General features: G+C 54.9%; 11 protein-coding genes and 4 pseudogenes. 4 read left to right on the top strand and 11 right to left on the bottom strand.

Annotated elements, in window-relative coordinates; all coding sequences use genetic code 11:
* Positions 1-3: 3 nt before the first annotated feature.
* The 9 genes and pseudogenes from O3W44_RS10370 to O3W44_RS10410 all read right to left on the bottom strand — a co-directional run bounded on the left by O3W44_RS10370 (position 4) and on the right by O3W44_RS10410 (position 18,405).
* Positions 4-3,102: pseudogene (locus O3W44_RS10370) on the bottom strand (efflux RND transporter permease subunit).
* A pseudogene (locus O3W44_RS10375) lies at positions 3,099-6,319 on the bottom strand (efflux RND transporter permease subunit). Before O3W44_RS10375 ends, O3W44_RS10370 begins: the two co-directional pseudogenes overlap by 4 nt.
* Positions 6,316-7,533 carry an MdtA/MuxA family multidrug efflux RND transporter periplasmic adaptor subunit gene (locus tag O3W44_RS10380; protein ID WP_269292998.1) on the bottom strand — a complete coding sequence of 406 codons (1,218 nt, stop codon included), beginning with the start codon at positions 7,531-7,533 and terminating at the stop codon, positions 6,316-6,318. The pseudogene O3W44_RS10375 and the gene O3W44_RS10380 overlap by 4 nt, the downstream one beginning before the upstream one ends.
* Before the next feature lie 140 nt (positions 7,534-7,673).
* Positions 7,674-9,077, bottom strand: coding sequence for an efflux transporter outer membrane subunit (locus O3W44_RS10385; protein ID WP_269292999.1), 1,404 nt, complete (start codon positions 9,075-9,077; stop codon positions 7,674-7,676).
* Entirely contained in the window at positions 9,067-12,195 is a 3,129-nt protein-coding gene (locus O3W44_RS10390) for an efflux RND transporter permease subunit (protein ID WP_269293000.1), read from the bottom strand. Before O3W44_RS10390 ends, O3W44_RS10385 begins: the two co-directional genes overlap by 11 nt.
* A 9-nt stretch (positions 12,196-12,204) precedes the next feature.
* Positions 12,205-13,339 (bottom strand): annotated as a pseudogene (locus O3W44_RS10395) (efflux RND transporter periplasmic adaptor subunit).
* A 173-nt stretch (positions 13,340-13,512) separates the two neighbouring features.
* Positions 13,513-13,701, bottom strand: a complete 189-nt coding sequence (locus O3W44_RS10400; RefSeq protein WP_269293001.1) for a toxin-antitoxin system HicB family antitoxin — start codon at positions 13,699-13,701, stop codon at positions 13,513-13,515.
* Positions 13,702-14,126: 425 nt separating this feature from the next.
* Complete coding sequence (locus tag O3W44_RS10405) at positions 14,127-15,854, bottom strand: penicillin-binding transpeptidase domain-containing protein (protein WP_269293002.1); 1,728 nt, start codon at positions 15,852-15,854, stop codon at positions 14,127-14,129.
* 277 nt (positions 15,855-16,131) lie between these two features.
* The gene (locus O3W44_RS10410; RefSeq protein ID WP_269293003.1) at positions 16,132-18,405 is read right to left on the bottom strand and encodes a molybdopterin guanine dinucleotide-containing S/N-oxide reductase; all 2,274 of its coding nucleotides are present in this window, start codon (positions 18,403-18,405) and stop codon (positions 16,132-16,134) included.
* Positions 18,406-18,594: 189 nt separating this feature from the next.
* Here O3W44_RS10410 and galR point away from each other — a divergent pair, with 189 nt between their 5' ends.
* The 3 genes from galR to nrdG all read left to right on the top strand — a co-directional run bounded on the left by galR (position 18,595) and on the right by nrdG (position 22,427).
* Positions 18,595-19,596 (top strand): HTH-type transcriptional regulator GalR, encoded by a 1,002-nt coding sequence (gene galR, locus O3W44_RS10415; protein WP_269293004.1) that lies wholly within the window; start codon positions 18,595-18,597, stop codon positions 19,594-19,596.
* A 228-nt stretch (positions 19,597-19,824) separates the two neighbouring features.
* Entirely contained in the window at positions 19,825-21,963 is a 2,139-nt protein-coding gene (gene nrdD / locus O3W44_RS10420) for an anaerobic ribonucleoside-triphosphate reductase (RefSeq protein WP_269293006.1), read from the top strand.
* Positions 21,960-22,427 carry an anaerobic ribonucleoside-triphosphate reductase-activating protein gene (gene nrdG / locus O3W44_RS10425; RefSeq protein WP_269293007.1) on the top strand — a complete coding sequence of 156 codons (468 nt, stop codon included), beginning with the start codon at positions 21,960-21,962 and terminating at the stop codon, positions 22,425-22,427. The genes nrdD and nrdG overlap by 4 nt, the downstream gene beginning before the upstream one ends.
* Here nrdG and O3W44_RS10430 read toward each other — a convergent pair.
* Positions 22,419-23,053: pseudogene (locus O3W44_RS10430) on the bottom strand (NAD-dependent epimerase/dehydratase family protein). The gene nrdG and the pseudogene O3W44_RS10430 sit on opposite strands and share 9 nt — an antisense overlap.
* Positions 23,054-23,197: 144 nt before the next feature.
* Between O3W44_RS10430 and O3W44_RS10435 the strand changes: the two are divergent.
* Positions 23,198-23,719, top strand: a complete 522-nt coding sequence (locus O3W44_RS10435; protein ID WP_269293008.1) for a type 1 glutamine amidotransferase domain-containing protein — start codon at positions 23,198-23,200, stop codon at positions 23,717-23,719.
* Here O3W44_RS10435 and O3W44_RS10440 read toward each other — a convergent pair.
* Positions 23,682-24,185 (bottom strand): YhbP family protein, encoded by a 504-nt coding sequence (locus O3W44_RS10440; RefSeq protein ID WP_442954625.1) that lies wholly within the window; start codon positions 24,183-24,185, stop codon positions 23,682-23,684. The genes O3W44_RS10435 and O3W44_RS10440 overlap by 38 nt on opposite strands.
* Between the last annotated feature and the right edge of the window lie 12 nt (positions 24,186-24,197).

The following is a 24,197-nucleotide window of genomic DNA, read 5'->3' on the forward strand; positions in this document are numbered from 1 at the left end:
TAATTATGATTCCGCATGGCGCAAGCGGCGCCAGTAACCTTTACTTGCGCGGCTCACACGATCGAGCCAGAGATAAATAACCGGGGTGGTGAACAGCGTCAGTAACTGACTGAGCGCCAGGCCGCCAGCGATAGCGATGCCAAGCGGACTGCGCAGGTCAGCGTCGCCGCCGCTGCCCAGTGCCAGCGGCAAGGCACCGAAAAAGGCTGCCAGTGTGGTCATCATGATTGGGCGGAAGCGCATCAGGCAGGCCTGAGTAATCGCCTGCTGCGGCGTCATGCCCAGACGACGTTCAGCATCGATGGCAAAATCGATCATCATGATCGCATTCTTTTTCACGATGCCAATCAGCAGGATGATGCCGATCAGCGCGATCACCGTGAGTTGAGTGTTGGTAAGCAGCAGCAGCAGCAGCGCCCCTACGCCCGCAGAGGGCAGCGTCGACAAAATCGTCAGCGGATGAATGTAGCTTTCATACAACACCCCCAACACGATATACACCGCCGCCAGCGCCGCAATAATCAGCCACGGCATGGTGGCAGTAAGCTGCGCAAATGCCGCCGCCGTACCGGCAAAGCCAGCCTGAATCGTTGAGGGCAGGCCCAGTTTCGCCATCGCCTGTTTGATCAACGCCTGCGCCTGCTCCAGCGAGACGCCATCATTGAGGTTGAAGGCAATGGTGCTGGTTGCTGACTGTCCCTGATGCGCCACCGACAACGGCGCGTTGCCGCCGACAAAGGTGGCGAAGGCTGAAAGCGGGATCCGGTCACCGTCGTCGTTAATCACATACAGCTGCTTAAGGATTTCCGGATCACGTGTGTAGCTATCCTGCAAAGTCATGACCACGTGATACTGATTCAGCGTGTGATACAGCGTGGCAATTTGCCGCTGGCTGAACGCATTATTCAGCAGCGTATCGAGCATCTGCACATCCACGCCGAGCCGGGTAGCGCGATCGCGATCAATATTGATCACCACCTCCTGGCCCCCGGTTTGCGAGTCGGAATCTACGCTGTTGAGCTGCGGGATCGCCGCCAGTGCCGCCTGCACTTTTGGTGTCGGTGCGCAGCAGATCAAGATCGTCTGCCTGTAAGCTGTACTGATAGCTGGCGTTGGCGCTGCGTCCGCCAATGTGCAGATCCTGCGCCGCCATCAAAAACATTTGTGCCCCGGCAATGTGGCTGGTTTTCATACTCAGACGATTCGCCACTTCTGTGGCAGTGGCATCGCGCTGATCAAGATCCTTCAGGCGCACAAAAAGTTGGCGCTGTTACGCGAACCAAACATACCGCTGCCCATTGAGGACATCACGCTGTCTACCGCCGGATCGGACTGAATGATTTTGGTGAACATCAACATTTTGGGCTTCATCGCCTGGAATGAAATGTTCTGATCGGCCCGCAGCGCCCCCATCAACAGCCCGGTATCCTGATTAGGGAAAAAGCCTTTCTGCACCACTGAATAGAGAAACAGGTTGAGCAGCACAGTCAGCACCAGGCTGAACATGGTCAGCTTTTGGTGGCGCATGACCCAGCTCAGGCCACGGGAATAGGCCGCCAGCAGGCGATTCAGTTGATTTTCAATAAACTGATACAGCGGATGTGGTCGTCTGGTGACGTCAGGTTTCGGCTTAAGCAGGCGCGAGCAGAGCATCGGCGTCAGGCTGAGCGAAACAAACATTGAGATCAGCAATGACACGCAGAGCGTTACGGCAAATTCGCGGAACAGTCGCCCCACAATGCTGCCCATTAACAGAATAGGTATAAACACCGCGATCAGCGACACGGTCATCGACAGAACGGTGAAGCTGACCTCTTGCGCACCGCGCAGCGAGGCACGCAACGGGCTGAGCCCCTCTTCGATATGGCGCGTAATGTTTTCCAGCACGACAATCGCATCGTCAACCACAAAGCCGGTGGCGATGATCAGTGCCATCAGCGACAGGTTATCCAGACTGTATCCGAGCAGATACATCACCGCGCAGGTGCCAATCAGCGAGACGGGCAGCGCCAGTGCCGGAATGATGACCGCTTGCAGATTGCGCAGAAAGACAAACACCACCGCAATTACCAGCAGCACCGCGATCAACAATGTTTCTTCCGTGTCGTAAAGTGAGGCGCGCACGCCAGGCGAGCGATCCACCACCACTTTCAGTTGGGTATCTGCAGGCAGATCTTTTTCCAGCTCCGGTAACTGCGCCTTGATTGCGTCAATGGTATCGAGCATATTTGCGCCCGCCTGGCGTTTAATCCCGATCATCACCGAGGGTGACGCATTAAGAAAACCAGCCTGATACTGATCTTCTACCGAGTCATAAACCGTGGCAACGTCGTGCAACCGCACCGCTTTGCCCTCTTTATAACTGACAATTAAATTGCGGTAGCTTTTGGCTTTATCGAGTTGCCCGTTACTGTCCACTACCCACGACTGGCTGCTGCTCTGCAACATCCCTTTCGGCAGATTCGTGGTGCTGTTGGCCACGGCGCTGCGCACCGTATCCAGCGAGATGCCATACTGCGTCAGCTTCAGCGGTTGCAAATCGATGCGCACGGCGGGCAAGGCGCTGCCCATTAGCGATACTTCGCCCACGCCTTTTACCTGCCCCATCGCCTGTTCAATTTTGCTCTCGGCGAGATCATACAGCTCACCTGGCGTGCGGGTGGCAGACGTCAGGGCCAGCATCACAATCGGCGCATCGGACGGATTGGCTTTACGATAGGTCGGCAGCGATTCCATTGCGCTTGGCAGCAGACTACGGGCCGCGTTAATTGCAGCCTGTACGTCACGCGCGGCACCGTTGATGTCACGATCCAGTTCAAACTGCAAAATGATGGTGCTGGAGCCTTGCGAACTGCTTGACGTCATTTCAGTGACGCCAGCAATTTGTCCCAGCGCACGCTCCAGCGGCGTCGCCACAGTCGCCGCCATGGTTTCCGGGCTGGCGCCTGACAGGCTGGCACTCACCATAATGGTGGGGAAATCCACCTGCGGCAGCGGCGCAACCGGCAGTAAGCGGTAGCCCAGCGCGCCCAGCAGCAGAATGGCCAAAGTCAGCAGCAGCGTGGCGACCGGACGGAAAATAAACAGCCGTGTCAGATTCATTGCCCGCTCCGCACCTGCTGCTGGCGACGTTTTACCCAGGCATTGCCGCGCTGTGCAATGCCATCAAACCAGAGATAGATCACGGGTGTGGAGAAGAGCGTCAGCACCTGACTCACAATTAACCCGCCGACAATCACCAGCCCGAGCGGTTGACGCAGCTCAGCGCCTGAGCCAGATGCGAGCATTAAAGGTAATGCACCCAGCAGTGCCGCCATGGTAGTCATCAGGATCGGCCGGAAGCGCAGCAAACAGGCCTGATGAATCGCATCACGCGGGCTGAGGCGCTGTTTGTTTTCCGCCTCAAGCGCAAAATCGATCATCATTATCGCGTTCTTCTTCACGATACCAATCAGCAAAATCACGCCGATTAGCGCAATCAGGCTGAACTCGGTGCCTGCCAGCATCAGCGTCAGCAGCGCGCCAACTGCGGCCGATGGCAGCGTAGAGAGGATGGTGACGGGATGGATAAAGCTCTCATACAAAATCCCCAGCACCACGTACATCGTGATCAACGCCGCCAGAATCAGCCACAGCGTATTCCCTGTGGCGCTCTGAAAGGCAGAGGTTTCGCCCTGATAACGCAGCGTAATGCTGGAGGGCAGTTGCAACTGTTCACGCACCGCAGTAATTGCTTTCTGTCCATCCTCCAGCGAATAGCCCGCATTGAGGTTGAACGAGATCATCACCGCCGGGAACTGATTAAGCCGCATGTGCATCAGCGACCCGGTGCGCTGGTGGATCGTGGCAACTGAGGTGAGTTTTACCATGCCACTGGTATGGGTTGTGCTGTCGCTGCTGCTGGTTGTGCTGCTGCCCGATGCCGTGCTGCCCGATGCCGTGCTGCTGGTTGACGATGTGCTACTGTCAGAATTACTGCTGTCGGTATCGCTGGACGGTTGCAGATAGACATCATCAAACGACGCCGGGCCTTGTTGATATTTCGGCGCCACTTCCATCACCACGCGATATTGATTCGACTGCGTAAAGATAGTGGAAACCAGACGCTGACCAAACGCATTATAAAGCGCGGTATCGACGTCCGAAGCGGTAAGGCCATAGCGTGCCGCTTTATCGCGGTTCAGCTCTACGTAAGCCACACGGCCCTGATCCTGCAAATTGCTTACCACGCCGTTAAATTCAGGTCGCTGTTGCAATGCCGCCACCATTTTTGGTGACCACTGCACCAGGGTTTCACTGTCCGCGTCGTCAAGCGTGAACTGATACTGGCTTGGCGTGACCTGATCGTTAACGGTTAAATCCTGAGCTGGCTGTATATAGAGCTGAATGCCCACCACTTGTTTCGCTGCCTGCTGTAGCTGCTGAATCACCACATCTGCTTTGTCATCGCGATCGTCAAATGATTTGAGATTGATTTGCAGTCGGCCACTGTTCAGGCTGGTGTTGTTGCCATCGATACCGATAGTTGACGACACGCTTTCCACCGATGGGTTTTGCAAAATGACCTTTGCCAGCGCCTGTTGCCGCTTCGCCATCTCACTAAACGACACGTCCTGTGACGCCACCGTCACACCCTGAACCAGCCCGGTATCCTGCGTCGGGAAAAAGCCTTTTGGTACCATCAGATAAAGCAGCGCGGTCAGCGCAAAGGTTGCCAGTGCTACCAACAACGTCAGCTTCTGATGGTTCAGGACAAGCGTGAGCAGACGGTCGTAGCCACGAACCAGTTTGTCGAAGAGTTCACCGCCTTTGCGGGAAAAGCGCGACTGCTTTTCTGGCGGAATATGGCGCAGCAAATAGGCACACAGCATCGGTGTTAGCGTCAGCGAGACCAGCATCGACACTAAAATTGATACCGCCAGCGTGATGGCAAATTCGCGAAACAAGCGTCCCACCACGTCGCCCATGAACAGCAGCGGGATCAGCACTGCGATGAGCGAGAAGGTTAACGAGATGATGGTAAAACCGATCTGTTGCGAGCCTTTAAGGGCGGCTTCCATCGGTGATTCGCCCTCTTCCAGCCGCCGCGAAATGTTTTCTACGACCACAATCGCATCATCAATAACGAAGCCGGTGGCGATCGTTAACGCCATCAGTGACAGGTTATTCAGGCTGAAGTCCGCCAGATACATCACGCCAAAGGTGCCAATCAGCGACAGCGGCACCGCTACGCTTGGGATCAGCGTTGCCGCCACGTTGCGCAGAAACAGGAACGTCACCATTACCACCAGCGCAATCGAGAGCATCAGTTCAAACTGCACGTCGCTGATCGAGGCGCGAATGGTTTGCGTGCGGTCAGACAGAATGGTCATTTTCACGCCGTCCGGCAGCGCAGCCTGTAGCGAGGGGAGCTGTGCTTTGATGCCATCCACCACCTGGATCACATTTGCGCCCGGCTGGCGCTGCACGCTGATCACGATCGCCGGACTGTTGTTGGCCCACGCTGACTGGAAGCTGTTTTCTGGCCCCTGCTCGATATGCGCAATATCTTTCAGCCGCAGCGCCGCACCATTTTGATAAGTGAGGATCAGATTGCCGTACTCATCGGCAGTGCGTAGCTGATCGTTAGCATCGATCGTGACGGAGTGATATTTACCATCAAAGCCGCCTTTTGAGCCGTTAACGTTGCTGTTGCTGATTAAGGTATTGACGTCTTCCAGCGTCAGGCCGTGCGCCGCCAGGGCCCGGGGATCCATCTGAACGCGGATGGCCGGTTGATGCCCGCCTGCCAGCGTGACCATACCGACGCCCGATATTTGCGACAGCTTGAGGGCAACGCGGGTATTAACCAAATCCTGTACCTGGGTCAGCGGTAAGTTTTCTGAACTGGCCGCTAACGTGATCACGGCGCTGTCTGCCGGGTTGACCTTTTGTAGGTTGGCGGGTTGGGTAGATCGTCCGGCAGCAGGTTATTAGCGGCATTGATCGCCGCCTGCACTTCCTGCTCCGCCACGTCCAGCGACAGATCGAGGCTGAACTTTAAGGTGATGATCGACGAACCGCTGGAGCTGGTCGACGTCATCTGGCTCAGTCCCGCCATCTGACCAAGCTGGCGTTCCAGCGGCGAAGTCACGGAAGACGCCATCACATCCGGGCTGGCTCCTGGATAAAGCGTCGTCACCTGAATGGTCGGATAATCCACCTGCGGCAGCGCCGAAGTAGAGAGGAATTTATAGGCAAAAATCCCGGCGATCAGAACGCCCGCCATTAACAAAATGGTGGCGACAGGTCGCAGGATAAACAGGCGTGACGGATTCATTTGGCCTCAGCAGTGCTCTTTGCAGTCTCATCCGCCACCGACACTTTGCTGCCATTGGTCAGGCGATCAATACCTTCTGTTACCAGGCGATCGCCCGGCTGTACACCCTGTAAAATCGCCTGCAGATCGTCGCCGAACGCCGGACCTGCGGATACCGCTTTACGGGTGACGGTGTTGTCTTTATTGATGATAAATACAAAGCTGCCGTCGCTGCTTAACTGTAACGCCTGCGTCGGGATCACCGTGGCACCTTTCAGGGTGCTGGTCTGCAAACGCAGATTCACAAACTGATTGGCAAACAGCGCCTCGTCCTGGTTCGGGAAAATGGCTTTCAGCTCAACGGTGCCGGTGCTGGTGTCGATCTGGTTGCTGATAAATTTCACTTCACCCGTTGCGAGTGTGTGAGCATTATCCTGATCGAATGCCGTAGCGGGCAGGCTTTGGTCGCTGTGCAGCGCCTTAACCAGCAGCGGAATATTGCTCTGCGGCACGCTAAAGGTCACCGCTGCGGGTTGCATTTGAGTGATGGTCACCAGGCCGGTGCTGCTGGAGGTTTGCACCATATTGCCGGGATCGACCTGACGCAATCCCACGCGCCCACTGACTGGCGCAGTGATCCGAGCATATTCAATACTCAGCCTGGCGCTGGCGATCTGCGCCTGATCGGCGGCAACCGCACCGCGATATTGCCCGACGGTGGCGATTTGCGTATCCAGATCCTGACGCGATAAGGAGTCCTGCGCCGCCAGTTTGCGGTAGCGCGCCAGCGTCAGCTCCGCGCTTTTCAGCAGCGCCTGGTTTTCATTCAGTTCGCCCTGATACTGATTGAGGGTTGCCTGATAGCTGCGCGGGTCGATTTGTGCCAGTAACTGACCCGCTTCAACCTTCTGCCCTTCGGTAAACCAGACCTTTTCTAATTGCCCGTCGACGCGGCTGGTTACCGTGACGCTGGCACTGGGAATGACAGTACCGAGCGCATTCAGATAAACCGGCACGTCAGCTGTGCTGGCTATGCCGCTGTGTACCAGCGTTGTGCCGCCTCCCGCCATCATTCCCGGCCCGCCCGGACGTCCGCCCGGTGGCATTCCCCTGCCCGCGCCTTTACCAAAAGGTAACATGCGCCAGACAACAGCGGCGATAATCACTATCACAATGAACAAAAGCAGCCATTTAAGCCAGCGAGAACGGGAAGCACGGGAGGCGTTAGTAATCATCAAACTCTTCAATTGAACAAGAAATAATGGGATATCCCCTGTAAACCAGGGGATTATTAACTTTGATACTACGGCACTTATTATCGGCTGCTTTTGCTACGACATTCCATTGCCAAACCGTAAGGGTTTCGTTAAAAACATCATGATTTCCAGCCGCCGCCTAATGCTTCATACAGCGTGATTTTTTGATTCAGCTGGCCCAGATGCGCGGATATCAACGCCTGCTGCGCAGTGTAAAGCGAACGTTGTGCCACTAATACATTGAGATAATTATCTATACCCTGCTTGTAGCGCAATTCAGAATAGTCGTAATCACGCTGAGTGGCTGCCACCTCTTTTTGCAGCGCCGTCAACTGGTTCTGCCAGGTATCCTGTCCCGCCAGCGCATCGTTAACATCTTTAAACGCGGTCTGAATCGCCTTTTCATAGTTAGCGATTTCAATGCGTTTTTCGATTTTAGCGATGTCCAGATTGGCCTCATTTACGCCGCCGTCAAAAATCGGCAGATTGATGGATGGCACAAATGACCAGGCGGCAGTGCCACCTTCCAGCAAATGGCCTAGTGAACTGCTGGTTGAACCGCCCGACGCGGTTAACGAGATGCTGGGGAAGAAAGCCGCACGCGCTGCGCCAATATTGGCGTTAGCCGCTTTGAGCTGGTGCTCGGCGGCGATGATATCGGGACGGCGCGTGAGCAGATCGGATGGCAGCCCCGCTGGCGTTGCCGGGAATTGCCAGTTGCTGTCGAGCGTGGCGTTTTTCAACAGCGTGGCGGGCAGATCGGTGCCAGCCAGCAGCCGCAACGCATCCACATCCTGACGCACCTGACGGGTGTAGCTCGCCACATCGGCTTCAGCGTTGCGCACGGTGCTTTCCGCTTGCACCAGATCCTGTTCGCTGCTTACGCCGCCGTTGTAACTGAGCCGGGTCAGTTCATATGATTTTTGCTGACTCTGCACCGTTTCTTCCGCCAGATGCAGCAGATCGTTATCCGAACAGAGCGTCAGCCAGGCCGATGCCACCTGCGAGATCAATGAAATCCGCGTGGCACGTTCCGTAGCTGCGGTCGATAAGTAGCTCTCCTGTGCCTGATCGCGCAGGCTACGCAAACGCCCCCAGAAATCAAGCTCCCATGAGGTGACGCCCAGCCCCGCATTCAGTTCATGATAGGTTACTGCACCGGTTGACTGGGTGTTGTACAGGTTAGCCGGTTCATGGGCCGATGTCTGGCTGGCGGTAGCATCAATGGATGGCAACAGCGCAGCGCGATCGATTTGCACCGAGGCGCGCGCCTGTTCGACATTTAAGGCTGCCACGCGCAGATCGCGGTTGTTTTTCAGGGACAGATCGATCAACTGGCGCATCGTGGCGTCATTGAAGAAATTCTGCCACGGCAGATCAGCCACATTGCCCACCGGCGTTGCCTGATCATAGTGTGCATCAACCGGCATCGCTGGACGGTGATAGTTCGGCTGTAACGTACAGCCGGTTAAACCAAGGGTGACTGCCAAAGGCAGCAGCGCCCAGGAGATTTTAGTTATCATTGTAAACAACCTCAGGCTTTTTCTTGCGCGAGAAGAACTGCGCGACCACAACGTAAAACATCGGCACAAAGAAGATGGCAAGGAAAGTCGCGGTGAGCATGCCGCCCGCTACCGCCGTCCCAATTGAATGCTGGCTACCGGCCCCGGCACCGTTGGAGATCGTGAGTGGCAAGACGCCGAGGATAAACGCCATTGATGTCATAATGATCGGACGAATACGCAAGCGCGCCGCCTCAACCGCCGCTTCCACCAGCGTTTTGCCTTCGCGCTCATGAAGCTCTTTGGCGAACTCCACAATCAATATGGCGTTTTTGGCCGCCAGCCCGACGGTGGTAAGTAGCCCGACCTGGAAGAACACATCGTTCTGCAAACCACGCAGCAGCACCGCGCTGATGGTACCCAGCACGCCCAGTGGCACCACTAGCAGCACCGAGAACGGAATCGACCAGCTTTCATACAGCGCCGCCAGGCAGAGGAACACCACCAGCACGGAAATAGCGTACAGCTGGGTAGTTTGCGATCCCGACGCCTGCTCTTCATAAGAGATGCCGTACCACTGCACGCGGAAACCTTTCGGCATTTTTGCCCCGATCTCCTCCACCGCTTTCATCGCTTCACCGCTGCTGTAACCCGCCGCTGGCGAGCCGAGGATCTCTTCCGCTGTCATACCGTTGAAACGCTCGTAGTGGGGTGAACCGCTGACCCATTTGCCGCTGGCAAATGCGGAGAACGGCACCATAGTTCCGCTGCTATTACGGAAGTACCATTTATTGAGATCTTCAGGCGTGACGCGCGAATCGGCTTTCCCCATCAGGTAAACCTCTTTAACGCGGCCGTTATACATAAATTGATCGATGTAGCTTGAGCCCCAGGCCACCGATAAAGTGTCATTGACGTCCGCCATGCTCAAGCCGAGTGCGCTGGCGCGCTCATCGTTGATCAGCAACTGATACTGCGGCTCATCTTCCATGCCGTTCAGGCGTACCGCGCTCAGACGCGGATCTTTATTGGCGAGGTCGAGGAATTTATGCGTCGCGTCCATCATCTCCTGATGGGTGTGCCCCGCGGTATCTTGCAGGTAGAAGTCAAAACCGGTGGCATTTCCCAGCTCCATAACTGCAGGCGGCACCATGGCAAAGATTTTCGCGTCTTTATAGTTAGCGAAGTGCGCCATGATGTTAGCGGCCAGGGTTTTCACGCTCTGGCTGGACTGAGTACGCTCACTCCAGTCTTTTAACCGCACAAACGCCATTGCACTGTTTTGCCCGCGCCCGGCAAAGTTAAAGCCGTTCGCCGCAAACACGGTGGTGACCACGGCGGCCTGCTTATCGTGCAGATAGCTATTGAGATCGTTGATGACTTTCTGGGTGCGCTGTGACGATGCGTTCACCGGCAGCGTGATTTGAACCATCATCAGGCCCTGATCTTCATCTGGCAGGAAGGTGGTAGGTACACGTGTGAAGAGGTAGCCGGTGACACCGACAATCACCAGATAGATCACCAGAAACAGCCCACGGCGCGAAATCACTTTGCTGACGCCGTGCGTGTAATGCAGCGTGCCGCTGTCAAACTTGCGGTTGAACCAACCGGCAAGCCCGGTAGTTTTGTGCTCAGCAGAAGAGGCTTTGAGTAGCGTGGCGCACAATGCCGGGGTGAAAATCAGTGCCATCAGTACCGACAGCGCCATCGCCGAGACAATAGTTATCGAGAACTGACGATAGATAACGCCGGTTGAACCGGAGAAGAATGCCATCGGTAACAGCACCGCCGACAGCACCAGCGCGATACCAAACAGCGCGCCCTGAATCTGCTGCATCGATTTAATGGTGGCAGTTTTTGGATCGAGCTGCTCTTCGTGCATCACGCGCTCGACGTTTTCCACCACCACGATGGCATCATCCACCAGCAGCCCTATCGCCAGCACCATGCCGAACATCGTCAGGGTGTTAATGCTGTAACCAAAGGCGGAAAGAATGCCGAAGGTGCCAAGCAGCACCACCGGCACCACCAGCGTGGTGATAAAGGTGGCGCGCAGGTTTTGCAGGAAGATCAGCATCACGAAGAACACCAATACGATGGCTTCGATCAGGGTTTTAACCACCTCTTCGATTGAGGCGCTGACCACCGGCGAAGTGTCATAGGGATATTGCACTTCTACGTTGTCCGGCAGCGAATCCTTGAGCGACGCTACCGTAGCGCGCACCGCTTTGGCGGTATCCAGCTCATTTGCGCCCGTTGCCAGGCGCAGAGCGATACCGGCAGAGGGTTTACCATCCATCGTCGAGTCGATGGTGTAACTTTGTGGTCCTAATGCCACGCTGCCCACATCTTTCAGGCGGATCTGCGAGCCATCGCTGTTCACCTTAAGCAGCACATTTTCAAACTGCTTCACGCTGGTGAAGCGCGATTTTCCCAGAATAGTGGCGTTGGTTTTCGCATCGCGGATGGTCGGTAAACCGCCAAGCGAGCCGGATGAGACCTGAACGTTCTGGTTATTAATTGCGCTGCTGACATCGCTCGGCATCAGGTTGTATTTATACAGTTTGGCGGGATCGAGCCAGATGCGCATCGCATACTCTGAACCCAGAACCATGAAATCACCGACCCCTTTGGTGCGTGAAATCGGATCTTCCAGTTTCGAGACCAGCATATCGGCCAGGTCACCGTTGCTCAGCTTGCCATCTCTGGAAATCAGACTGATCACCATCATGAAATTTTTCTGGTACTTACGGATGCGGATGCCTTGCTGGGTTACATCAGTTGGCAACTGCGACTCCGCCAGCGAAACGCGGTCCTGTACCTGAACCTGTGCAATGTCGGGGTTAATGCCCTGGTTGAACGTAGCGATGATCTGAGCACTGCCGTCGCTGGCGCTGCTTGATTCCAGATAGCGCAAGCCATCAAGGCCGTTGAGCTGCTGCTCAATCACCTGTACCACCGTGTTTTGCGTGGTTTCGGCGCTGGCGCCCGGATAGGTCACGGAGATGGAGACTGCCGGTGGCGAGATATCGGGATATTGATTAACCGGCAAGTTCAGGGTGGCGATGGCGCCTACCAGCATCACGATAATCGCCACAACCCAGGCAAAAATCGGACGCTCAATAAAGAATTTAGACATGACGTCTCCTTATTGCGCCGACGGATCGGTCATCGTCAGGCTGACGCTGTCAGCAGAAGGCGTATCGTTCACGCTGGCTGCCACGGCTGTGACTTTACTGCCGTTGCGTACGCTTTGCAGGCCATTGACCACAACTTTTTCGCCCTCGTGCAGGCCGCTGGTGATCAACCATTTCTCTTTGATCATCTCGCCGGTGGTTACGCTGCGCTGCTCAATGCTGCTGTCTGCTTTTACTACGTATACATAAGGCTGGCCTTTGCTGTCATGCATGATGGCTTCCTGCGGCACCGTAATCCCCTGCTGCTGAATGCCTTGCGGGAAGCTGGCGTGTACATACATGCCTGGCAGCAGTTCATTGTGTGGATTCGGGAATACCGCACGCAGCACCACCGTGCCGGTGGCTTGATCAACATTTACTTCAGAAAAAGCCAGCTTGCCTTGCTGCGCATAATGGCTGCCATCTTCTAACGTCAGTTTTACCGCCGCAGCGTTGTCGCCTACTTGCTGTAGCTTGCCCTCGGTCAGCGCCCGGCGCAGACGCAGCAGATCGGTAGAAGATTCACTGACGTCAACATACACAGGATTGAGTTGCTGAATAGTCGCGAGATAGTCGGTTTGACCGCTGGTGACTAACGCCCCTTCAGTGACCAGCGATCGGCTGATATGGCCGGTAATCGGTGCTTTGACCAGCGTGTAGTCAAGATTGACCTTTGCGGTTTCGACATCGGCTTTGGCTTCACGCTCGGCAGCCACCGCGTCGTCGTAGGTTTGCTGGCTGATGGCATGGGCGGCAGCCAACGGTTTGTAGCGTTTCGCGATCATCGCGTCGTTTTGCCAGGTTGCCAGCGCCTTGTCATAAGCGGCTTTGTAACTGGCAGGATCGATTTGGTACAGCGGCTGGCCCGCTTTGACTTCTCCCCTTCGGTAAACAGCAGCTTTTGGATGACGCCACTGACCTGAGGACGGACTTCGGCTGTTTTCACTGCTGTGGTTCGGCCTGGCAACTGGGTTAACAGTGTTACTGGCTCGCTTTTGAGCGTCACTACGCCTACTTCCGGCGTGGTTGAGGCGGCAGACTGCATTGCCCCTGATCACAAGCTGCCAGTAAAAACACCACGCTGGCAGAAAGAACTTTCATGCGCATAGTTTTCTCAACAAGAAGAGTAAAAGTAACGAGAGTGATTACTCTCAAAGGTCGTTTATTGTAGGGGGGCAGCGCAGAGTAAGCTGTTAAGGAAGCGTAAAATATATTTTCGAATCGAAAATCTTAAACTTTTTGTGTGGCCCTTTCGCACGTATTGCTTAGTGCGCTAGCCGTTATCCCATGGGTTCGATGCCGCGACGACGTAACTCACGTCGCGCCAGATCTTTCAGCCAGCAGGCCAGCGTGATGTTTTCATCATCAGACAGAGTGCGAAGTTGTTGATGCAGTTGCGGATGAATACGTAGCTGGAATGCCGCTGATCTGCCCTCGCCGCGCGGCGTTTTGTCTTTTGTTTTCGGCATAGCCTGTTCCGGTTAAACAGTGAAAAAGCGCCCTTTACGGCGCTACCCACACCGTAAAGGACTGGCGAACCGTCGCGGAATGCGACACAACGGCGCGTTATGACCAGGTTACTACAGCGAATATTTTTTTGTTTGCGGGGAAACGTAAAGAGCGGGTTAAGAGGTGTGAGCAGCTAAGCGCAGCCGTTACAACGGTAATGTCAGGTAAAAAAACCCACGCATCTGCGTGGGCTGGTGCAATAACAGGGTAAATACCTGATACGGGTATTACTGCCGAAGCAGTTACGTTTTCACACCCATTCATACCTCTGGGAGGGTTATCCTCGCACCCTGACCGGTGAATGGACAGGCGGAAAAGGAAACGGAATGCAGGGAAGTGAAACGAGGTGTGAAAAAAGCCACACCTCTCTTACACCTTGATTTAACTAAGATTTATCTGAAGATCTGGTGTAGATGGCATCGGGTGCAATGTTCATATGCTTCAGCACGGGCCCCATAATGTTGCCAAATACCGGTGCCGCTACCGAGCCACCAAAGTGATCGCCCGCCGTTGGGTGGTTGATCATCACCACCAGCGCCACTTCAGGATGGCTGGCAGGCGCAATGCCTGCGGTGTAGTTGACGTAGCCGCCATCATACTTGCCGCTGGTGCCCATCTTCTCAGCCGTACCGGTTTTGGTTGCGAGTCGGTAACCCGGCACTGCGGCTTTTATCCCGGTTCCGCCAGGCAGGACATCGCTTTCCAGCATATGCACAACTTCTTTTACCGTTTCCGGGTTTGCCACCTGCTTACCCAGCACCGGCGGGGTGACTTTGGTAATCGATAAGGGACGATAAATACCGTAAGAGCCGAGCGTGGCGTATTCACGGGCTATTTGCAGCGGCGTGACGCGTAGCCCATAGCCAAACGAAAATGTAGCGCGTTCAATATCCGCCCAGCGCGTGCGGTGCAGCGGGAAATAGCCGACACTCTCTCCGGTCAGACCTAATCCTGTTGGCTTGCCCAGGCCAAATGCGTGATAGGTATTCACCAATGCTTCTGCGGGCATCGCCAGGGCAATATGCGATACGCCAATGTCACTCGATTTTTGCAAAATGCCGGTCATGGTCAGGCGCGGCCAGTGTCCGACGTCACGTATCAGATGGCCGTTGACGCGATACGGTGTGGTATCAATCACGGAATCGGGACGCACCAGATGACGCTCCAGCCCTTCCATCACCACCAGCGGTTTCACGGTCGAACCGGGTTCGTAACTGTCGTTGATCGCTGCGTTGCGCATTTGCGTCGGCGTCGCGCCGTCGTAATTGTTGGGGTTGAACGACGGATAAGACGCCATCGCCAGAATCTCACCGGTATCAATTTTCACCAGCACCGCCGCGCCGGAATCTGCTTTATTTAACAACACACCATCACGCAGTTTGCTGTAGAGCGTGTACTGATCAAATTTATCGATGCTGAGCTGTACCGTTGGCGGCTGCGTGGGCGGCTGATAGTTGATCATTGAGATGATGTTGCCCATCGCATCCTGACGGTAAACCTCTTTGCCCGGCACGCCTTGCAGGACTTTATCAAAGCCCTTTTCCAGGCCATTCAGTCCAACATTATCGGCACCCACAATGCCAATCAGCGGCGCGGAGGCCTCGCTCATGGGATAGAAGCGGCTATCGTTATAAACTTCACTGATGCCTTTCAGGCGCAGTTCTTTAATATCTTTTGCGATTCCCAGCTCAATTTTGCGCCCCAGATAAAGGAAGCGACGTTTAGGATTGGCGGTGATTTGCGCAGCGATCTGCTCCGGTCGGGTGTTCAGCGCAGCAGCCAGATAGGCCCATTTGGCGCTGGTAAAATCGGGATTTCCTTCCAGCACGCGCAGCGGATCGGCAATGATGTCACGCGATGGCACGCTAAGCGCCACGGCTTCACCGTTGCGATCCAGTAAGGTGCCGCGACTGGTCGGTAGCGTTACGGTGCGAAGCGAACGCTGATCGGCTTCATGTTCCAGCATGGGCTGATTAAGAAATTGCAGGTCGGCAACACGTGCCAGCAATATCACCATGCAGGCCAGTACGCCCAGGCAGATCAGGCGAAATCGAAAAGGGTTAAACGGGGCTTTGATCTGGTCTTTTCCCAGTAATTTTTTGATCCGGGGCATGGCATTCCGCTGCGCTAAAAGAATAAAAGGGCTTAAGGCAGCAGTTATAAAGAAAGCGTTTATGAAAACACAGGAAAACTGTGTATCAGTTCGTTAGCAGACGCTGAATTGCGGGCAAAAAAAACCTGCGCATCTGCGCAGGTTGGTGTAATCAAATAAATCTGTTGATGTTCACCCATCAATACCTCTGGGACTCTGAATGTAGCAAGGCGGCTTGATGGACTGCCATCACTCAAACGCAACAGTTACCCGCAAAATGTAACCAGCGATGAGATCCTTACGCTATTTTGCAAACGGGATGTTTTTTGATTTCTACCAGGCAACTCATGGCGTTAGGGCCTTGAGTGAGCGACGACGTTCCGATGTCCAGTGTCAGCACATTCGGATTGCCCGCGCGATCCCAGGGCTGCCATTTGCCACCGAAGCCCGGATCAAACCAGGCGCCGGTCGCAATGATCACTACGCCAGGCGTTAAGCCGTCGGTCAGGCTTACGCCTGCCAGCATTCGTCCACGCGCATTGCTCACTTCAATCTCATCACCCTCTGCGATACCGCGTGCGCTGGCATCCTGCGGATGCATATAGAGCGTCTCATGTCCGGCGGTTTTGTTGCGCTGTACGGTTTCGGTGCCATCAAGCTGACTGTGCAGGCGATCTGACGGTTGCACAGAAATCATGTGCAGCGGATAGTCGGCGCTGAGGGCCGCGCCCAGCCACTCCTGCGGCTCGCGCCACTCCGGGTGCCCGGCAACATCGTCCAGCTGGTAATCCGCAATGGTCTGGCTGAACAGCTCAATTTTACCGCTGGCGGTTTGAATCGGATGCGCAACCGGATCGGCGCGAAAATCATCCATAAAGATGTAAGGCTTACCGCCTTCAGGAATTTCAACAAAGCCGCGCTGCCAGAAATCTGCAAACTCAGGGAAGTCGATGCCTTTGTGTGCATGCGCCACGGCACATTGCTGATACAGATGCTCGATCCACTGCATTTCATTGCGCCCTTCGGTAAAGGTGTCGCGATAGCCGAGACGCTCGGCGAGATCGGCAAAGATATCAAAATCGTTGCGAGCCTGATGCTGCGGCTTAACGGCCTGATGCATCGCAAAAACAAAGCGGTCACGCGATGAGCCGCCAATATCGTTGCGCTCCAGCGTGGTGGTGGCGGGCAACACAATGTCGGCCATCTGCGCCGCAGGCGTCCAGACAATATCCTGCACCACAACCGTGTCCGGCTTCTGCCAGCCTTCAACCAGCCGGTTAAGCTGCTGATGATGATGGAACGGATTGCCGCCCGCCCAGTGCACCAGATGGATGTCGGGATAGTGCAGCGTTTCGCCCTGAAAAGTATAAGGCTGGCCAGGATTGAGCAGCATATCGCTGATGCGCGCCACCGGAATCGACAAGCCAGACGGATTAACGCCCGCACTCATCAGCGGCGCGGGGCCATCCTGACGCGGATTGCCGACGCTGTTCATCGAGCCGTGACCAAACGAAAAACCTGCTCCCGGCAAGCCTGGCTGACCCAGCATTGATGAGAGGGCGATCATCATCCAGTAGGGCTGTTCGCCGCGGTGCGCACGCTGCACTGAATAGGAACAGGTCATAAAGCTACGTTTACCCACCAGTTGCTGTGCCAGTTGCACAATGCGCTCAGCCGGAATGCCGGTGATACGGCTGGCCCAGCCAGCGGTTTTTGCCACGCCATCGCTTTCACCCAGCAGATAAGCGCGCAGCTGTGGCCAGCCGGTGCAGTGGCTGGCCAGGAAGGCTTCATCCACTGCGCCACGCTGGCTGATTTCATAGCCGAGCGCCATCATCAACGCCACGTCAGTATTGGGGCGAATGGGGATCCATTCAGCGTTAACAAAGGCCGGGCAGTCATCGCGCATTGGGCTGATGTTAATGACTGGCGTGCCTTTGGCGGCTAACTGTTCCAGCGCCGGTTTCAGGCTGTGCTGGCCTGCGCCGCCTGAAGCAACCTGGGCATTTTTCAGCGCCAGCCCGCCAAAGGCGACAAATATTTCTGCATGTTCGACCACTTCCGGCCAGTCGGTTACGCGGCCGGTCAGTGGCATATAGGTGCCAATAACATAAGGCAGGAAAAATTGCGCTGCGCCCCAGCTGTAGTTGCCTTGCTGGTCAACGCCGCCGCCGCCGTTAAAGTAAAAACGACGCACCAGGGTGCGCGCATGGTTGACGCGGCCCGCTGATGACCAGCCATACGAGCCGGTGAAAATGCCGGAGGCACCGTAACGATCGCGAACGCGACGGTTTTCTTCTGCGACTAAATCCAGCGCCGTTTCCCAGTCCACGGCGACAAAATCTTCGCGTCCACGCAGCGTGCGATCGCTGTTTTCCCGCGATTTTAACCACGAGCGACGTACCATCGGCTGGCGAATACGTTTGTCTGAATAAACCAGTTCAGGCAGGGTGTTGAGCATCGGCGAAGGATCGGCATCGGCGAAAAAAGGCTCGCAGCCCGTCAGACGATCGTTTTCCGTAATGGCGGTAAAGGCGCCCCAATGCGCCAGATGTGGCACTCTTGTTTTCATTGTTATCATTCATGGCAGGTGAAGAAGCTGTCAGCATACCATGCAACTCCCTCGCCGCAGAAGTCGCGGCGGAACGCCTGATTTTGCTCTCTTTTGCGACGACGCTGGCATTCTGTTGGCTTGATGTAAGGCCGCTTTTCCGTAACACTGATGTCATGTGTAAACGTTTTCCCCGAAGCAGGTAAACGCATGGCGACCATAAAGGATGTTGCGAAACTGGCAGGCGTTTCTGTCGCGACGGTTTCTCGCGTTATTAATAATTCTCCCAAAGCCAGCGAAAGTTCACGCCAGGCCGTTGGCCAGGCAATGGAAGAACTTCAGTATCATCCAAACGCCAATGCACGCGCCCTGGCGCAGCAATCTACCGAGACCCTGGGTCTGGTCGTAGGCGACGTTTCCGATCCGTTTTTCGGCGCAATGGTGAAAGCGGTTGATGAAGTCGCGGGACAAACCGGCAACTTTTTACTGATTGGTAACGGTTACCACAACGAGCAAAAAGAGCGTCAGGCGATTGAGCAACTGATGCGCCATCGCTGCGCGGCACTGGTGGTTCATGCCAAGAAAATTTCTGACGCCGAGCTGGAAGTGTTGATGAAACAGGTGCCGGGCATGGTGCTGCTGAATCGGTTGCTGAAGGGCTTTGAGCAACGCTGCATTGCGCTGGACGATCGCTATGGCGCATGGCTGGCAACCCGCCATCTGATTCAACTGGGCCATCAAAATATCGCTTTCGTCTGCTCAACCCACACCATTTCCGATGCGGAAGATCGCCTGCAAGGCTATTACGATGCGCTGAAAGAGCACGGTTTGCCCTGCAACGATCGGCTGGTGGCCTGGGGTGAACCAGACGAGACAGGCGGCGAACAGGCCATGACCGAGCTGCTGGGACGCGGTAAACACTTCACCGCCGTAGCCTGTTATAACGACTCAATGGCAGCGGGTGCGCTGGCGGTTTTAAGTGATAATGGCGTACGCGTGCCGGAAGAGATGTCACTGATTGGCTTTGATGATGTGCTGGTGTCGCGCTATGTACGTCCGCGCCTTACTACTGTGCGCTATCCGATTGTCACTATGGCGCAGCAGGCAGCAGAACTGGCGCTGGCGCTGGCGAACGATCAGCCGCTGCCTGAAGTGACAAACATGTTTAGTCCGACGTTAGTACGCCGTCACTCTGTCAGTGGCCCTGCCTGATTTTACAACCTTACAGACGGCGGCCAGTGGTGCATTCCCGGCAGCTTACCCCGTTCATCGTGCTGGTTCGCCTGTACAGCGTCAGGAAACGCTTTTCAGGCGAGCGGCTTTTTCATACAGGAATCCGTCTTCCTTGTCGTAGGTCAAACTGCACCTGACTATTCTGCGGAAATCACTATATGTAGCGATTAGACTTGTTTTCATGTCTACATATGGGGTCAGGGAAAAATGGCAACGGTAGTGGTGAAACGCGACGGCTGTCGTACAGGTTTTGATGCGCAACGCATTTTATCAGCGGTCACAGCAGCAGCACAGGCGGCACAGGTTAACGACGCAGCCTGGTGTGCAGAGGTGGCGAATGAGGTCAGTCGTCGGTTGGCAGATCGCCCGGAAGTCGATATTCGTGATATTCAGTGCGCGGTTGAAGAGACCTTGATGTCAGGCCCTTACCCGCAGCTGGCACGCGCCTGGATTGAATACCGCCACGATCGCGACGTAGCACGCGAACAGCGCGGCAAACTGCATCATGCCATTCGCGGCCTGGTGGATCAGACCAACGCGGCGCTGTTGAATGAAAACGCCAACAAAGACAGCAAAGTGATCCCGACGCAGCGGGATCTGCTCGCCGGGATCGTCGCCAGACATTATGCCCAGCAGCAGATCCTGCCGCGAAATGTGGTGCAGGCGCACGAGCGCGGTGAGATCCATTATCACGATCTCGACTACTCGCCTTTTTTCCCGATGTTTAACTGTATGTTGATCGATCTCGAAGGCATGCTGAACAACGGTTTTAAAATGGGCAACGCGGAGATCGAACCGCCTAAATCGATCGCAACGGCAACGGCTGTAACTGCACAGATCATCGCCCAGGTTGCCAGCCATATTTACGGCGGAACTACTATCAATCGCATCGATGAAGTGCTGGCGCCGTTTGTTGAGCTGAGCCTGGCCAAGCATCGCGCTATTGCAGCTGAATGGTGTATTGCAGATAGCGAAGCCTATGCGCGTGAGCGGACTGAAAAAGAGTGTTATGACGCTTTTCAGTCGCTGGAATATGAAGTGAATACTTTGCATACCGCCAATGGTCAAACCCCCTTCGTTACCTTTGGCTTTGGTCTTGGCACCGATTGGTCTGCGCGTTTGATTCAGCAATCCATTCTGCGTAACCGGCTGGCGGGTCTGGGGAAAAATCACAAAACTGCTGTTTTTCCCAAACTGGTTTTTGCCATTCGCGAAGGGATTAATCGTCGCGCGGGTGATGTGAATTACGACATTAAACAGCTGGCGCTGGCGTGTGCCAGTAAACGTATGTATCCCGATATCCTTAATTACGATCAGGTGGTTAGCGTTACCGGATCGTTTAAAACGCCAATGGGCTGCCGTAGCTTTTTGGGCGTCTATGAAGAGAACGGAAAACAGATCCATGAAGGTCGCAATAATATTGGCGTAATCAGCCTGAATTTGCCGCGTATTGCGCTGGAAGCAGGTGGCGACGACGCGCGTTTCTGGTCGCTACTGGATGAGCGTCTGGCGCTGGCAAAACAAGCCCTGATGACACGCGTGGCGCGCCTGGAAAAAACCAAAGCCCGTGTCGCGCCCATTCTTTATATGGAAGGTGCCTGCGGTGTACGGCTTAATGCCGATGATGAAATCGGCCCGATTTTTCGCAACGGACGTGCTTCGTTATCGTTGGGCTATATCGGCCTGCATGAAACGCTCAATGCGTTGAGCGGTGGTGCACAGCATCCTTATGACAGTGCGGCTTTACGTGATAAAGGCATCGCGATCATTACCCATTTACGCAATGCGACAGAGGCGTGGAAAGCTGAAACGGGCTACGGCTTCAGCCTTTACAGCACACCCAGCGAAAATTTGTGCGATCGTTTCTGTCGCCTGGATGCCGCCGAATTTGGCGTAGTAAAGGGCGTCACCGACAAGGGTTATTACACCAACAGCTTCCACCTTGATGTAGAGAAAAAGGTCAATCCTTACGACAAAATTGACTTTGAAGCGCCCTATCCGGCGTTGGCGAATGGCGGTTTTATCTGTTATGGCGAGTACCCTAACATGCAGCACAATTTACAGGCGCTGGAAGATGTCTGGGATTACAGCTATCACCGCGTACCTTATTACGGCACCAATACGCCTATTGATGAATGTTATGAGTGTGGTTTTAGCGGCGAATTTAGCTGTACCAGCCGCGGCTTTACCTGTCCCAGCTGCGGTAACCACGATCCGGCGCACGTCTCGGTCACGCGGCGTGTGTGCGGCTATCTCGGCAGTCCTGACGCCCGCCCGTTTAATGCCGGGAAACAGCAAGAAGTACAGCGTCGCGTTAAACACCTCGACAGCGGACCGCTGGGATGATGCATATTCATCGTTACTACGATCTTGATGTGATAAATGGCCCCGGCACGCGCTGCACGCTGTTTGTGGCCGGATGCGAGCATCAGTGTCGCGGCTGTTATAACCAGAGCACATGGCGGATCGATTCCGGCGTGCCCTTTACTTTAGCCATGGAAGAGCAACTGCTGGCCGATCTGCAGGATACGCGCATTCCGCGTCGGGGCTTATCCCTGAGCGGTGGCGACCCGCTGCATCCGCACAACGTGCCGCACATACGCCGCCTGGTTAAACGGGTGCGGCAGGAGTGCGTGGGCAAAGATATTTGGCTGTGGACCGGTTATGAGAAGCAGGCGTTGACTGCAGCACAGCGCGAAGTGCTGGCCTTTATTGATGTCTTGATTGATGGCCCTTTTATCGAAGCGGAAAAAGATGCCACGCTGCGCTGGCGCGGGAGCCGCAATCAGCACATCTGGTATTTATCGTAAGTGGCGAGGAATATCTCCCGATTCGATGATATTGACGTTATTGCCGCCCGGTAAAAACGCCTGATCGTGCAGACACTGCGCCACGTCCCGTGCCTGTACGGCACGCCAGTGACCGGGCAGCAGGCCAAAGATCGGAGCCAGCAAACGCTCTGCGCCGCGCTTGTTCTTTCGCTCGCCCAGTAATAGCGAAGGTCGTACCAGCGTAAGGCGCGGCCAGCCCTGATGACGCAGCGCATTTTCCATCTCGCCTTTGACACGATTATAAAAAAAGGCGAATGACGATTTGCGCCGTGCGCGCTCACTACCAGCATCTGTTTCGCGCCCAAACGCAAGCCGCTCAAGCCACTGTCTATCACTAACGTATAATCCACATGGACAAAGGCCTCTTTACTGCCTGCTTGTTTGCGGGTCGTGCCCAGACAGCAAAACACCGTGTCGAGCGAGGCTTTCAGCGGGCGTAACACATCCGTTAAATCAGCTTCGACCGGATTCACCACTTTACGCATCTCCGGCAGCGGACGACGTGTGGGGGCGATAATTTCATCAATACGCGGATCGTCTATCAGCAATCGCAGCAGATGCGATCCGACTAATCCTGTTGCTCCAGTCAGTAAAACGCGATTCATCCCCTCTCCCTAAATAACATTCTGCTCATGGTTTAAAAGATAGACGAATAGTGCGGCCTGGCTTGCAATCTTACTGTTGGCAGCCAGGCTTATTGGGTAAGCAGAACAGCGCAATCCGCGCTCCACGTTGATATGGAGGAAAAAATGAGCAAGAAAGTAGCGGTTTTAATCACCGATGAATTTGAAGACTCAGAATTTACCTCACCTGCTGACGCCTACAAGCAAGCAGGCTTCGATGTTGTTACCATTGAAATGCAGGCAGGGAAAACAATTAAGGGCAAAAAGGGTCAGGCGGAAGTGACTATCGATTGCAGCATTGATGATGTCAGCCCCGCCGAGTTTGATGCACTGCTGTTGCCGGGCGGACATTCACCAGATTCACTGCGCGGTGATGACCGCTTTGTGACTTTCACCAAAGAGTTTGTTGCCAGCGGCAAACCCATCTTTGCTATCTGCCATGGCCCACAGCTGCTTATCAGCGCCAATGGTGTGCGTGGCCGCAAAATGACCTGCGTAAAAGCTATTGCGGTTGATTTAGTGAATGCCGGTGCCGACTTCTACGATAAAGAAGTTGTGGTGGATGACGATAAGCTGGTCACCAGCCGTACACCCGATGATCTGCCTGCGTTTAATCGTGAATCGCTGCGTATTTTACAGGCAGCCTGATCGACTGCTCTCTTTCCCGCCAGGGGAAGGGAGTGTTACATCTCATTGCGCTGCCAGCTAATCTTTTGCCAAACCCCAACGCATTATCTGTCATCTTTAATTCATCCAGCCGGATTTCCCACAGCGGCGCTGTGACTTTGCGTGAAACCGGGAAGCGTTTTTGGTAAGCCTCACGCGCCTGTTTTTCGGCCTCATCCTTTAATTGCGTAATCTGCCCGCGATATTGTATGCCTTTGATCAATAAAACTGTTTTAGGTTGGCCATTCACCGTGCCAGCCACATGGGCATTCTTCATCAAAAGTAGCCCGTGGCGGGTATCCGGCTCGGTCATTAGCCAAAAAGCCATACGCGCGTCATCAAAGACATAAAAGCAGTTGGCGCACCAGAGTTCATTGTCAGCCGTACAACAGAGAGAAAGAACGTGCTGTTTTTTCAGGTAACGCACCAGGTGAGCATGGTCAGACACAGTAAACTCCAG

Source organism: Pantoea sp. LMR881, assembly GCF_027157825.1.
Classification (GTDB): Bacteria; Pseudomonadota; Gammaproteobacteria; order Enterobacterales; family Enterobacteriaceae; genus Pantoea; species Pantoea haifensis.

Bases quoted from the DNA above. Each gene is read 5' to 3' on its own strand.
- nrdG (WP_269293007.1), top strand. From the start codon at position 21,960: ATGATGCATATTCATCGTTACTACGATCTTGATGTGATAAATGGCCCC.
- O3W44_RS10405 (WP_269293002.1), bottom strand. From the start codon at position 15,854: ATGCCCCGGATCAAAAAATTACTGGGAAAAGACCAGATCAAAGCCCCG.
- O3W44_RS10390 (WP_269293000.1), bottom strand. From the start codon at position 12,195: ATGTCTAAATTCTTTATTGAGCGTCCGATTTTTGCCTGGGTTGTGGCG.
- galR (WP_269293004.1), top strand. From the start codon at position 18,595: ATGGCGACCATAAAGGATGTTGCGAAACTGGCAGGCGTTTCTGTCGCG.
- O3W44_RS10385 (WP_269292999.1), bottom strand. From the start codon at position 9,077: ATGATAACTAAAATCTCCTGGGCGCTGCTGCCTTTGGCAGTCACCCTT.
- O3W44_RS10400 (WP_269293001.1), bottom strand. From the start codon at position 13,701: ATGCCGAAAACAAAAGACAAAACGCCGCGCGGCGAGGGCAGATCAGCG.
- O3W44_RS10435 (WP_269293008.1), top strand. From the start codon at position 23,198: ATGAGCAAGAAAGTAGCGGTTTTAATCACCGATGAATTTGAAGACTCA.
- O3W44_RS10380 (WP_269292998.1), bottom strand. From the start codon at position 7,533: ATGATTACTAACGCCTCCCGTGCTTCCCGTTCTCGCTGGCTTAAATGG.
- nrdD (WP_269293006.1), top strand. From the start codon at position 19,825: ATGGCAACGGTAGTGGTGAAACGCGACGGCTGTCGTACAGGTTTTGAT.
- O3W44_RS10410 (WP_269293003.1), bottom strand. From the start codon at position 18,405: ATGAAAACAAGAGTGCCACATCTGGCGCATTGGGGCGCCTTTACCGCC.